At 58.5% G+C, this 13,419-nt stretch carries 11 protein-coding genes; 10 read left to right on the top strand and 1 reads right to left on the bottom strand.

All coding sequences use genetic code 11. The annotated features are described in order from the left end of the window. Positions 1-12: 12 nt before the first annotated feature. The 4 genes from hpf to ACZF99_RS23890 all read left to right on the top strand — a co-directional run bounded on the left by hpf (position 13) and on the right by ACZF99_RS23890 (position 5,528). The gene (hpf, locus tag ACZF99_RS23905; RefSeq protein WP_483607383.1) at positions 13-564 is read left to right on the top strand and encodes a ribosome hibernation-promoting factor, HPF/YfiA family; all 552 of its coding nucleotides are present in this window, start codon (positions 13-15) and stop codon (positions 562-564) included. Between the two features lie 223 nt (positions 565-787). Continuing rightward, on the top strand, positions 788-3,295 hold the full coding sequence (secA, locus tag ACZF99_RS23900; protein WP_483607382.1) for a preprotein translocase subunit SecA: 2,508 nt from the start codon (positions 788-790) through the stop codon (positions 3,293-3,295). A gap of 102 nt (positions 3,296-3,397) precedes the next feature. Next, positions 3,398-4,508, top strand: a protein-coding gene (prfB, locus tag ACZF99_RS23895; protein WP_483607381.1) for a peptide chain release factor 2 whose coding sequence is annotated in 2 segments (ribosomal slippage) — positions 3,398-3,469 and positions 3,471-4,508 — 1,110 coding nt in all. Because the reading frame shifts where the segments join, the coding sequence is not laid out codon by codon here. 126 nt (positions 4,509-4,634) lie between these two features. Then, positions 4,635-5,528 carry a YitT family protein gene (locus tag ACZF99_RS23890; RefSeq protein WP_483607380.1) on the top strand — a complete coding sequence of 298 codons (894 nt, stop codon included), beginning with the start codon at positions 4,635-4,637 and terminating at the stop codon, positions 5,526-5,528. Between the two features lie 215 nt (positions 5,529-5,743). Here the strand turns inward: ACZF99_RS23890 and ACZF99_RS23885 are convergent, their stop codons facing one another. Next, complete coding sequence (locus ACZF99_RS23885; protein ID WP_483607379.1) at positions 5,744-6,445, bottom strand: PIG-L deacetylase family protein; 702 nt, start codon at positions 6,443-6,445, stop codon at positions 5,744-5,746. Positions 6,446-6,677: 232 nt separating this feature from the next. Between ACZF99_RS23885 and argC the strand changes: the two genes are divergently transcribed. The 6 genes from argC to ACZF99_RS23855 all read left to right on the top strand — a co-directional run bounded on the left by argC (position 6,678) and on the right by ACZF99_RS23855 (position 13,416). Continuing rightward, positions 6,678-7,730 (top strand): N-acetyl-gamma-glutamyl-phosphate reductase, encoded by a 1,053-nt coding sequence (gene argC / locus ACZF99_RS23880; RefSeq protein WP_483607378.1) that lies wholly within the window; start codon positions 6,678-6,680, stop codon positions 7,728-7,730. A 38-nt stretch (positions 7,731-7,768) separates the two neighbouring features. Continuing rightward, a complete protein-coding gene (gene argJ / locus ACZF99_RS23875; RefSeq protein ID WP_483607377.1) occupies positions 7,769-9,004 on the top strand; it encodes a bifunctional glutamate N-acetyltransferase/amino-acid acetyltransferase ArgJ in 1,236 nt (411 codons plus the stop codon). Positions 9,005-9,071: 67 nt separating this feature from the next. Further along, complete coding sequence (argB, locus tag ACZF99_RS23870) at positions 9,072-9,857, top strand: acetylglutamate kinase (protein WP_483612934.1); 786 nt, start codon at positions 9,072-9,074, stop codon at positions 9,855-9,857. Positions 9,858-9,914: 57 nt separating this feature from the next. Then, complete coding sequence (locus ACZF99_RS23865; protein WP_483612932.1) at positions 9,915-11,186, top strand: aspartate aminotransferase family protein; 1,272 nt, start codon at positions 9,915-9,917, stop codon at positions 11,184-11,186. A gap of 4 nt (positions 11,187-11,190) precedes the next feature. Continuing rightward, a complete protein-coding gene (gene argF / locus ACZF99_RS23860; RefSeq protein WP_483607376.1) occupies positions 11,191-12,153 on the top strand; it encodes an ornithine carbamoyltransferase in 963 nt (320 codons plus the stop codon). Between the two features lie 24 nt (positions 12,154-12,177). Further along, positions 12,178-13,416, top strand: coding sequence for an argininosuccinate synthase (locus ACZF99_RS23855; protein ID WP_483607375.1), 1,239 nt, complete (start codon positions 12,178-12,180; stop codon positions 13,414-13,416). Positions 13,417-13,419: the final 3 nt, after the last annotated feature.

The raw sequence follows: 13,419 nt of genomic DNA, 5'->3' as shown, positions 1-13,419 counted from the left end.
GAGGAGTGCCCTATGAATTTTAGTATTCGAGGACAGCAGATTGAAGTGACTGAGGCCTTGCGTGACTACGTAGACAAGAAACTCAGCCGGCTTGACAAGTACTTTGATGCACCCCCCACCTCAGACGGTACTGTCACATTAAGTGTGGTACGAGGTTTGCACGCGGTCGAGGTAACGATTCCTCTGATCGGCGTTGTGCTTCGCGCGGAGGACCGCAGCGACGACATGTACGCATCCATTGATGCGGTTGTGGACAAGCTCGAGCGTCAAATTCGCAAGCACAAAACGAAAATCAACCGTAAGCTGCGTCAGAAAGGCGTGAAGAACAGCCTCTTTGTCGAGGGGGCAACCGCAGGCTCCGTGGCGCTGGATGAAAGCGACGACGAGCTGGAAGTGGTCCGCACGAAGCGCTTCACCTTGAAGCCGATGGACGTCGAGGAAGCGATTTTGCAAATGAATATGGTAGGACACAACTTCTTCGTTTTCTCGAACATCGATACCAAGGAAGTCAACGTCGTTTACAAGCGCAATGACGGCAAATACGGTTTGATCGAGCAGGACTAATACCCCGGCGGATCGTATAATTATGACGATGGGTTGAACCAGGTGGTAATTCCTGTGATCCGAACGCAAAGGAAACGAGCCTTATCCGCCCGCGGATAGGGCTCTTTATTCGTATACAAAGGCGCTTTACCGCAGTGCAGACATGACGGAGCGTGTTGCGGCATGCCTTACAAACTGTTACAATTTAGGCAAATCATCTGTTTATGCGTGAAAGGGGTAAATCATGCTGGGATTAGTAAAGAAGATTTTTGGCGACACGAACGAACGTGATGTCAAACGTCTCATGAAGACGGTAGATTATATTAATTCATTGGAGCCGCAATTTGAGGCGCTATCGGACGAGCAGTTGCAGGCGAAAACCGCCGAGTTCCGGGAACGGATCGAGAAAGGCGAAACGCTGGATGAGCTGCTGCCGGAAGCTTTTGCCACGGTACGGGAAGCTTCCAAGCGCACGCTGGGCATGCGTCACTTCGACGTACAGTTGGTCGGCGGTATGGCGCTTCACGAAGGCCGAATCGCGGAGATGAAAACCGGTGAAGGGAAGACGCTGGTCGGAACCCTGCCGGTTTATTTGAATGCGCTCCTGGGGAAAGGCGTGCACGTCGTTACCGTCAACGACTACTTGGCACAACGCGATAGCCAGCAGATGGGGCAGATTTACAACTTCCTTGGCATGACCGTAGGGGTGAACCTGAACGGCATGGAGCATGAGCAGAAACAGGAAGCTTACGCTTGCGACATCACGTACGGGACGAACAACGAATTCGGGTTCGACTACCTGCGCGACAATATGGTGCTTTACAAAGAACAGATGGTACAGCGGCCGCTGTATTTTTGTATCATTGACGAAGTGGACTCCATTTTGATCGATGAAGCGCGGACGCCGCTCATCATTTCCGGCCAAGCTCAGAAATCGACGGAGCTGTATTATGCAGCGGACCGGTTCGTGAAGACGTTGACGCCGGAAGAGGACTTTACCATAGACATTAAAGTCAAGGCCGTTTCGCTGACCGAAAAAGGGGTCGCCAAAGCGGAACGCGTCTTCGGCATTGATAATTTGTACGATCATAAACACGTTACGCTGAACCACCATGTGGTGCAGGCGCTGAAAGCGAATGTCATCATGCGCCGCGACGTCGACTACGTCGTAACCGAAGACGAAGTGCTGATTGTTGACGAATTTACGGGCCGGATCATGCAAGGCCGCCGGTACAGCGACGGTCTGCATCAGGCGATCGAAGCCAAAGAAGGCATCGAGGTTCAGAACGAAAGCATGACGCTGGCGACGATTACGTTCCAGAACTACTTCCGGATGTACCGCAAGCTGGCCGGGATGACCGGTACGGCGAAAACCGAGGAAGAGGAATTCAAGAAAATCTACGGTCTCGAAGTGCTGCAGGTCCCGACCAACCGGCCGAACCAGCGCCTCGACATGCCGGACGTCGTGTATAAGAGCGTCGACGGCAAGTTCAAGGCGGTCGTAGAAGAAATCGTTGAGCGTCACAAGAAAAAACAACCGGTGCTCGTCGGTACAGTATCGATTGAGAACTCCGAGCGCGTATCGGAAATGCTGAAGCGCAAAGGCGTGCCGCATAAGGTGCTGAACGCGAAATATCATGCGGAGGAAGCGGAAATCATCTCCCGCGCCGGGGAACCGGGCTCGGTAACGATTGCCACCAATATGGCGGGCCGCGGTACCGACATTTTGCTCGGCGAGGGCGTACCCGATTTGGGCGGCCTGCATATCATAGGTACCGAGCGCCACGAATCGCGCCGGATCGATAACCAGCTGCGCGGCCGTGCCGGCCGTCAGGGCGACCCGGGATCCACGCAGTTCTACCTGTCGCTGGGTGACGAATTGATGAAGCGGTTCGGCGCGGATAACGTGCTGAACATGATGGACCGCCTTGGCTTCGAAGAGGACCAGCCGATCGAGAGCAAAATGATCACTCGTGCCGTCGAATCCGCACAGAAACGCGTCGAAGGCAACAACTTCGACGTGCGCAAAGTCGTCCTGCAATATGACGACGTGATGAACCAACAACGCGAAATCATCTATAAACAACGCCGCGAGCTGCTGGAATCGGAGAACATCAAGCAGATCGTTCTCGATATGATCAAGCCGGTCATCGAACGGGTCGTTGAAGCCCATACCGCTGACGAGCTGCCGGAGAACTGGGAGCTGCAGGAGGTTGCCGATTACGTCAACAGCAAGCTGCTGGACGAAGGCGCCGTATCCAAAGACGATCTGTGGGGCAAAGAACCGAACGAGATGGTCGAGTCTATTTTTGAGCTCGTCCTGACCAAATACAACACGCGCGAAGAGGCGATCGGTCCGGAAATGGTGCGCGAGTTCGAGAAAGTCATCGCGCTTCGCGCCGTGGACAGCAAGTGGATGGACCATATCGACGCGATGGATCAATTGCGTCAAGGGATTCATCTCCGGGCTTACGGCGGTACCGATCCGCTGCGCGAGTATCAATTTGAAGGCTACGAAATGTTTAATAACATGGTCGCCAGCATTCAAGAAGAAGTGGCTACCTATATTATGAAGGCGCAAATCGAAACGAATCAGGAGCGTCAGGCGGTTGTGGAGGAGAGCAAAATCTCCACCAGCGGCGAGCCGGCCGAGAAACGCCCGGTCAAACGCGGTGATACCGTCGGACGCAACGACCTGTGCCCGTGCGGCAGCGGGAAGAAGTATAAACACTGCCACGGTCAGAACGCATAAGTCTGACTGACAATGAAGAACAACGGGTGGCCTGGGAATCCCCGGGTCGCCCGTTTTTGCCCGTGTGGCAGCGAATTTGAAGAAAGAAAGGTGATTCAACGTATGATCGATGCGAACGTGAAACAGGACATGCGCGAAATCGCGAAGAAATTAACCAACCTTAGGGGGTCTCTTTGACTTAGATCTGAAGCAAGAGATGATCGCCAACTTTGAGGAGAAAATGGCGGCGCCGGATTTCTGGGACGATAACGAGAAAGCCCAGGGGATCATCGCCGAGATGAACGCGGTGAAATCTTCCGTCGACCAGTATGCGGCACTGCAGAACGAATATGACGAGCTGGAAATGATGGCCGAGCTCGCCGAAGAGGAAGGCGACGAGTCGCTGGCCGGCGAGATCGCGGGCTCTGTCGCGGCGCTCGTGAAGAAGCTGGAGGAGTTTGAACTCCAGCTGCTGCTCAACCAGCCATACGACAAAATGAACGCGATTCTCGAGCTGCATCCCGGCGCCGGCGGCACCGAGTCCCAGGACTGGGGCCAAATGCTGCTGCGGATGTACACCCGCTGGGCGGAGAAGCGCGGCTTCAAGGTCGAGACGCTGGACTACCTGCCGGGCGACGAAGCCGGGATCAAGAGCGTTACGCTGTTGATCAAGGGCTACAACGCCTACGGCTACCTGAAGGCGGAGAAGGGCGTGCACCGGCTGGTACGCATTTCGCCGTTCGACGCTTCCGGACGCCGGCATACGTCCTTCGTCTCCTGCGACGTCGTGCCGGAAATCAGCGATGATGTGGAGGTCGACATCCGCACCGAGGATTTGAAAATCGATACGTACCGCGCCAGCGGCGCCGGCGGTCAGCATATCAACACGACCGACTCGGCGGTGCGGATCACCCATATTCCGACCGGGATCGTCGTCACCTGCCAGAACGAACGCTCGCAGATCAAGAACCGCGAACGGGCGATGACGATGCTCCGCTCCAAGCTGTACGAACGCAAAATCGAGGAGCAGCAGCGCGAGTTGGACGAAATCCGCGGCGAGCAGTCGGACATCGCCTGGGGCAGCCAGATCCGCTCGTACGTGTTCCACCCGTACAGCATGGTCAAGGATCACCGGACTTCCGTGGAGACGGGCAACGTCGGCGCGGTGATGGACGGGGATCTGGACGCTTTTATCGACGGGTATCTGCGCAGCCAGATTAGGACGGAGAGCTGAACGGCGGGTGCTATTAGGGCATCCTGCCCGACCGAGCCGTTGTTCATATCACCCACCTTAGCCACACTTGGTACGGGTGGGTTTTCTTTTGGGTACCTATTGATAAGCAAATAAGGAGGGGCAGGAATGCCGCCGAAAGTCCGCAAACGCAGATTCCATGATTATATCCCGGTCACCGGCCCGGTTCGCCACACCCTGGATACGGTGATGATTATCGCCGGTTCGCTGATTACCGCTTTGGCGTTTAACCTGTTTCTGGTGCCCAGCAATATCGCTTCGGGCGGAGTGTCGGGGATTTCAATCATTGTTCAGTACCTGATTGGAATTGAACCGGCTTATACTCAGTGGGCGCTGAACATCCCTTTGTTTGTCGCAGGCTATTTGCTGCTCGGGCGCGATTATTCCATCCGTTCTTTGCTGGGCACGGTGGTGCTGCCGTTTTTCGTCTTTCTGACGCGAGAGATTCCCGTGCCAACGACGGATCCGTTGCTGGCTTCTTTATATGGAGGTATCGGCGTGGGGCTTGGGCTCGGTATCGTGTTCCGGGGCCGGGGGTCAACCGGCGGGTTATCCACCTTGGCGCAAATCATCCAGAAATACAGCGGCCTCAGCCTCTCCGTCTGCGTCGTGATGATGGACGGGATCGTCATCGCAATGGCGGGGGCTTTGCTGTCTCTGGAAAAAGCGCTGTACGCCTTGATCGGCTTGTACATCACCGGCAAGATCATCGATGTCATCGAGCTTGGCTTCAATTATACGAAGGTTGCTTATATTATTGCCGAGCGGACGGAGGAGATTTCGCAGGCGGTGCTTACCCACCTGGACCGGGGGCTGACCAAGCTGGACGGCCGCGGCGGCTATACCGGCGATGCGCGGACCGTGCTGATGGTCGTGGTCGGGCAAAGCGAAGTAACGCGGCTTAAGACACTGGTGCAGACGATCGACTCAAACGCTTTTGTGATCATCACGAATGCCCATGAGGTGCTGGGGGAAGGGTTTAAAAAAGTGCAGGGCGAATAGTTGAGGTGTTGTAGTGTTTGTGGGGCTGCTTTGCGCCATTATCCCTTTTGTTCAGGGGACCCGGACGGGAACATATAACATGTAAGCTTGTCGGTTACTCTTTACGATCTGAGCGAACGGGATAATCGTGCAATAGCACCCGCACAGTAAGCCCCGAGCCCTCCTCACTTAACCCCAAACGAAAAAAACGTCCGAGGAATTTCGGACGTTTTTTGTTATAGCAAGCCGTCGTAGATGGATTGCTCGGATTTCCCAGGAAACCGCTCGCCCCGCTCCCAAATCAACTCGAACGACTCGAACCGGTGGCCGGGCGGTACCTCCGGTCCCAAAACGCCGAACACCCGCTCTACGCTCCCGATTTGCGATTCATGGGCGGCCAGCGCCCGGCGTTTGGCTTCCCAGCGGTTGCCGGCTTCCACGCGCAGCACGCTGGAATGATCGGAAGCATACGATCCGAATTGGTTGTAATACAACTTCTGCACGGCAGGCGCCTGCCCGCCAAGTACGACCTCGTTCACGGCATGGTGGATCACGATATGATCCGGATGTCCGGAGAGACCGTCCTCCGGGAACGTGACCACCACTTCCGCCTGATGGCGCCGCAAGAAATCGGCAATTTTCTCCTGCATCATCCCCGGCTCCTCCGCCTTCAGCTTGCCATCCGGCAGTCCCAACTGCTCCACGACGGAGATGCCCAGGATCCCGGCGGCCTTCTCCAGTTCCTTATCTCTTCGGGCAGCCAACTGCTCGCGCGTCATCTTTCCCAAATGCCCGGTTTTGCCCGCGTCTCCCCGAGTGGCCGTCAACAGGACGGCGCGGCCCCCTTCATCGGCGATCTGCCGGATCAGATAAGCACAGCCAAACGTCTCATCATCGGGATGAGCGTATACGAATGCGATCGTTTTACCGGTCGTCATCCTGCATCTCCTCCTTCGTTTACGGTATATAACCAAACCCCTTCTTAATATACTTGATTCGGGTCATGCAATAAAAGCCGGCTTGGGGAAGCCTGACATGCAAGGGGAAATTTTTTGCGAGAGCTGTTGTATTTATATAAGTTCGGCTGTATAATAATACATATTTACTACGGATTTATGCATAACGCCGTTTCATCGGCTTATACATGGGAGAGGAAGCGAGGTTAGCAGAGTGAACGGGGAAAAAGTAAAAGTCGCGATCGTCGGTTCCACGGGGTATGGGGGCGTGGAGCTGATTCGTTTTTTATGGGGACATCCGCAGGCCGAGATCGTTTCGGTCATTTCCGTCTCCAGCGCCGGGGAGCCCTTGACGGACGGGTTTCCGCATTTGTCGGAGATCATCTTTCAGCCGCTGGACGGCTTGAATCCGGAGGAGCTTGCGGCGAAGGCCGATGTCGTGTTTACGGCCACGCCGTCCGGGGTCAGCGCCAAGCTGGTACCGCAGTTGCTTGAAGCCGGGCTCAAGGTGATCGACTTGTCCGGCGATTTTCGGCTCAAGGACGGCAACGAATACGAGGCTTGGTATAAACATGAAGCTCCGGCAGCCGGATGGCTGGAGCGGGCCGTGTACGGTCTGGCCGAAATTTACGGCGACGAGGTGCAGGGCAAGGAGCTGGTCTCCAACCCGGGCTGCTATCCGACCGCTACCCTGCTCGGCCTGATCCCGGCGCTAAGCGCGGGTTGGATCGATCCGGCCAGCATCATCATCGACGCCAAGTCGGGCGTGTCCGGCGCGGGCCGTGGCATGAGCCTGACGAACCATTACGCGGAAATCAATGAAAATATGAAAGTATATAAAGTCAACAAACATCAGCATATCCCCGAGATCGAGCAAACCTTGGGGCAAATCGCCGGCGAACCGGTGACGGTGACGTTCACGACGCACCTTGCCCCGATGACGCGGGGGATTATGTGCACGATGTACGCCCAGCTTAAGGGGGCGTATACGGAGGAAGATCTGGTCCAACTGTACCGCCAATATTACGAGGGGCGTCCGTTCGTTCGTATCCGGGATACCGGCAAATGGCCGGCAACCAAAGAGGTGTTTGGCTCCAACTACTGCGACATCGGTTTTGCGGCGGATGCGCGGACGGGCCGGCTGACGATCGTGTCCGTCATTGACAACTTGGTCAAAGGCGCGGCCGGGCAAGCGATTCAGAACCTGAATCTGATGATGGGCTGGGAAGAGACGACCGGCTTGAAGCTGACGCCGGTTTATCCATAGGTAATATCTACTTTATCGGCTTGTGAAAGGAGTACGTCATGGGAGTGGTTAGTTTATTTCGAGCAGCGCCGGAGGGGAGTATCACTTCGCCAAAAGGGTTTCGGGCCGGCGGCTTGCATTGCGGTCTGAAGAAGACGACGCGCAACGATCTCGGCGCGATCCTCTGCGAGGTGCCGGCGGTAGCCGCGGCGGTTTACACGACGAACGTATTCCAGGCCGCGCCGCTCAAAGTGACGCGCGAGAGCGTCGCGTCAAGCGGGCGGCGGCTGCGGGCCGTCGTCGTGAACAGCGGCAACGCCAACGCGTGCACCGGCGCGCAGGGCGAAGCCGACGCGTACGCGATGCGCGCCGCGGCGGCGGAAGCGTTCGGGCTCGGCGAACACGAAGTCGCCGTAGCTTCCACCGGCGTCATCGGCGAGCTGCTGCCGATGGACCGCGTCCACGCCGGCATCGCCGGATTGCCGGCGGCGTTGGCGGCGAACGGCGTGGGGGCCGAGCAGTTCTGTCAAGCGATCCTGACCACGGACCTCGTGAAGAAAGAGGTGTGCGTGAAGCTCGACGTCGACGGCCGCGAGGTGACGATCGCCGGGGCCGCCAAAGGTTCGGGCATGATTCATCCGAACATGGCCACCATGCTGGCGTTCGTCACGACCGACGCCGCCATTGAGCCGCAGGCGCTGCAAAGCCTGCTCGGGCAAACGACCGACGCGACGTTTAACATGATCACCGTCGACGGCGATACGAGCACGAACGACATGCTGCTGGCGCTGGCCAGCGGGTTGGCCGGCAACCGGGAGCTGTCGTCCGCTCATGCCGATTGGGATACGTTCGCCGCAGCCTTCCGCCACGTGTGCGAGACGCTGGCCAAGGCGATCGCCCGCGACGGCGAAGGCGCCACGCGCCTCGTGGAAGTGGCGGTCCGCGGCGCCGTGACCGACGACTCCGCCCGCGCGATCGCCAAGACGGTCGTCGGCTCGAGCCTGGTCAAATCGGCGGTGTTTGGCGCCGACGCCAACTGGGGCCGCATCATCGCCGCGGTCGGCCGCGCCGGCGAGCCGGTCAACCCGGAGACGGTCGATATCAAGCTGGGCGACATCGCCGTGCTGACGGGCTCGCGTCCGATTCCTTTCGACGAGGAGGAGGCGCTCGCCTATTTGAAGGGCGATACAGTGGCCATCTCCGTCGACCTGCATAACGGCAACGGCGAAGCGACGGCCTGGGGCTGCGATCTGACCTATGACTACGTCCGCATTAACGCGGCTTATCGAACCTAATGAATTCATAAGATAAATCATTAACCAGATAAGATAACTCCGGAAAGGAGACAACCAAGCAATGGCAATGTTTGTGATGAAATGTGGCGGCAGCACGCTCGCGGAGCTGCCGGATTCTTTTTTTGCCGACCTGGTGCAGTTGCAGAAGGACGGGGTACAGCCGGTCATCGTGCACGGCGGCGGCCCGGCCATTTCCGATAACCTCGGCAAGCTGGGGATTGAAAGCAAGTTCGTCGGCGGGCTGCGTTATACGACGGAGGAAGTGCTGGACGTCGTGGAAATGGTGCTGGCGGGCAGCATCAACAAGACGATCGTGCGCCGCATCGCCCAAAACGGCGGGAAGGCGTTGGGCCTGTCCGGCGTGGACGGAAGCCTGCTGCGGGCGAAGCCGGTCGCGAACCGCAAAGAGGTCGGACTCGTCGGCGACGTGACGGACGTCAACGCCGAACTGATCGGCGGGGTGCTGGACCTCGGTTACATTCCGGTGATCGCTCCCGTTGGCATCGGTGCTGACGGCCAGCAGCGTTATAACATAAACGCCGACACGGCTGCAGGCGCCGTCGCCTCCGCTCTCGGCGTGTCGCGGATGATCGTTGTGACCGACGTGCCGGGCATTTTGAAAATGACCGGGACCGAAAAGAAGGTGCTGGATTCCATCACCGTACAGCAAATCGAAGACATGATCTCGACCGGAGAAATCTACGGCGGCATGATCCCGAAGGTGCGTGCTGCAGTGGCCTGCATTAGCGGCAGCGTGAAGGAAGCCGTCATCGTGGGCGGCAGCGTGCCTGGCGTGCTTGGCAAGCTGCTGGCCGGCGAACGCATCGGCACCCGAATTGTGCGGATGGCGTAGCGAATCGGTTGGTACAAGGTTATATTAGTTATGAAGAAGATGGGAGTGGAAAAAACGATGGCGCAAAGCGATCTGAAAGAAGCAACTACGGTTCCGGCAACCGGAGCCGGCGGCGCCGCTGCAGCCGCGGACGCAGCGGAAGGGAGCAGCCCCAGCGCGTTGTTCCCCAGCTATGCCCGGTACCCGATTCGCCTGGTCAAAGGGAAGGGCAGCTGGCTATGGGACGACAAGGGCAACCGCTACCTCGATTTCATGAGCGGCCTCGCGGTCGCTAACCTGGGGCACGCCCCGGAGAAGGTGGCCGCCAAGGTAAAGGCCCAACTGGATGAGCTGTGGCATGTGAGCAACCTGTTCCACATCCCGCAGCAGGAGACGGCAGCGCGGAAGCTGACGGAGATCAGCTGCGCGGACGTCGTTTTCTTCTGCAACAGCGGCGCCGAAGCGAACGAAGCGGCAATCAAGCTGGCGCGGCGCTACCATCAGAAGATCAAAGGGACCAACCGCTACGAGATGATTACGTTCGAGCAGTCGTTCCATGGCCGGACGCTGGCTACGCTGACCGCGACCGGCCAGCCTAAGGTTAAGGACGGCTATCTGCCGCTCCCGGAAGGCTTCAAAACCGTGCCCCTGCATGACATCCCGGCGCTGAAAGCGGCGATCGGCCCGCAGACGGCGGGAATCATGCTGGAGATGGTGCAGGCCGAAGGCGGCGTGTATCCGGTCGATCCGGCGTTCGTGCAGGAGCTGGCCGAGCTGTGCAAGGCGCAGGGGCTGCTGCTGATTATCGACGAGGTGCAGACCGGCATGGGACGTACGGGCAAATGGTTTGCCCATCAGCATTACGGCATCGAACCGGATATTTTCACGTCGGCCAAAGGGATTGCCAGCGGCCTGCCGGCCGGGGCGATGCTGGCCAAGGAATATTTGCGCGAGGCGTTTCCTCCGGGTAGCCACGCTTCGACATTTGGCGGCAACCCGATCGTCACGTCGGCAATCATCGCGACGCTGGAGACGATGCAGGAGGAGCGCATTCCGGAGCACGCGGCGGAAATGGGCGATTACTTGGTCGGCCTCGTGAAGGAGACGTTCAAGGAAGTGCCGTTCGTCAAAGAGGTGCGCGGCAAAGGCTTGTTGATCGGGATCGAATGCGCCGGTCCGGTTGGCGACATTGTTCTGCTTGGCCAGCGGCACGGCCTGCTGTTCGTCACCGCCGGTCCTGACGTGATCCGCCTGCTGCCGAACCTCAAGGTGTCGAAGGAGGAAATCGATCAGGCCGTGGCGATTTTGGCCGAGGTCGTTGCCGCCTATATTTCCAAGGAGGGGAACTGAACCCATGACTTTGCTGGAACCATCGAAACGCAGCGGCATGAACTTAAGCGGCCGCGATTTAATTGAACTGACCGATTATACGACCGAAGAGATCCACTATTTGATCGATTTGGCCGTCGAGCTGAAGCGCAAGCAAAAGAATGGCGAGGTGTACCAGCCGCTGAAGGGGAAAACCGTCGGGTTGATCTTCGAAAAATCGTCGACGCGGACGCGGGTGTCCTTTGAAGTGGGCACGTACCAACTGGGGGGCCATGCTCTTTTTCTCAGCAAAAACGACATCCAGCTCGGACGCGGCGAGACGATCGCCGATACGGCGGGGGTCATGTCGCGCTACCTGGACGGCATCATGATCCGGACCTTCGGACACGATAAAGTGGTCGATCTGGCCCGTTACGCGACCGTGCCGGTGATCAACGGACTAAGCGACTTGGCCCATCCGTGCCAGGTGCTGGCCGATTACCAGACGCTTTACGAGCATAAAGGCACGCTGCAGGGACTTAAGCTGGCTTACGTCGGCGACGGCAACAACATGGCGCACTCGCTGATGATCGGCGGGGCGAAGCTGGGCGTCCACGTGTCGGTCGCCAGCCCGGAAGGATACGAGCCGGACCCGCAAATCGTGGCGGATGCGCGGGAGATCGCCAAGGCGACGGGCGCGGTCATCGAGGTGGTTCGCGATCCGAAGGCGGCGGTTCAAGACGCGGACGCCATTTACACCGATGTGTGGGCGAGCATGGGCTTCGAGGAAGAACAGAAGGCGCGCGAGGCGGCCTTCCGCGATTACCAGGTCGACGAGCAGCTGGCGCGGCACGCGAAGCCGGATTATGTCTTTATGCACTGCCTGCCGGCCCACCGGGGCGAGGAAGTGAGCGAAGGCGTGATCGACGGGGAGCATTCGATTATTTTTGATCAGGCGGAGAACCGGCTGCATGCGCAGAAAGCGCTGATGGCCGCGTTGATGGGATAATTTTTTCGGGGAGGACTAGGAATCATGGCAAAGGAAAAAATCGTACTGGCGTACTCCGGCGGCTTGGATACGTCCGTGATCCTGAAATGGTTAAAAGAAACGTACGATGCGGAAATCATCGCGTTTACGGCCGACATCGGCCAAAAGGAGGAGCTGGACGGGCTCGAAGCGAAGGCGCTCGCGACCGGGGCTTCCAAAGTCTACATTGACGACCTGCGCGACGAATTCGCCAAGGACTTTATTTACCCGATGTTCCAGGCGGGCGCTTTATATGAGGGGCAATATCTGCTGGGAACCAGTATCGCCCGCCCGCTGATCGCGAAGCGGATGGTCGAGATCGCCCGCGCGGAAGGCGCCACGGCCATCGCCCACGGCGCGACCGGCAAAGGCAACGACCAGGTGCGCTTCGAGCTGGCGGCGGCCGCTTTGGCGCCGGAGATCCGCGTGATCGCCCCTTGGCGGCTCAGCGAATTCCGCGACCGCTTCCCGGGACGGGCGGAGATGATCGCCTATGCGGAAGCCAACGGCATTCCGGTCACGGCCTCGGCGGCCAAGCCGTATTCGATGGACCGCAACCTGCTGCATATCAGCTATGAAAGCGGCGTACTGGAGGATCCGTGGTTCGACGCATCCGCGCCCGAGAACAAAGACATGTTCCTGCTCAGCGCGTCGCCGGAGGATGCGCCGGATCAGCCGGAGTACCTGGAGCTGGAGTTCGAGCAGGGCAATTGCGTGGCGCTGAACGGCGAACGGTTGAACCCGCTCGCGGTGATGGAGAAGCTCAACGAGTTGGGCGGCAAACACGGCATCGGCCGCGTCGACATGGTGGAGAACCGCTTCGTCGGCATGAAGAGCCGCGGGGTATACGAGACGCCGGGCGGGACGATCCTGTTCACGGCCCATCGCAAAATGGAGTCGCTGACGATGGACCGCGAGGTCATGAACCTGCGCGACAGCCTGATCACCCGCTACAGTACGCTGGTGTACAACGGCTTCTGGTTCGCGCCGGAGCGCCTGGCGCTGCAGGCGCTGGTGACGGAGAGCCAGAAGAACGTGACGGGCACGGTGCGCGTGAAGCTGTACAAAGGCAACATCATCGCCGCCGGCGTGAAAAGTCCGGTCAGCCTGTACAACCCGGACATCGCCACGATGGAGGCCGATCCGACGCAAGCGTACGACCAAGGCGATGCGACGGGCTTCATCCATCTGAACGCGTTGCGGTTGAAGGTTGGCACGGGTGTGGCGCAGAACAGCGGCAAGTAATGT

The organism is Paenibacillus sp. JL3B1040 (genome assembly GCF_057063165.1).
Note: the sequence above shows the minus strand (reverse complement) of the source record. Positions and strands in the feature narration are given on the sequence as shown.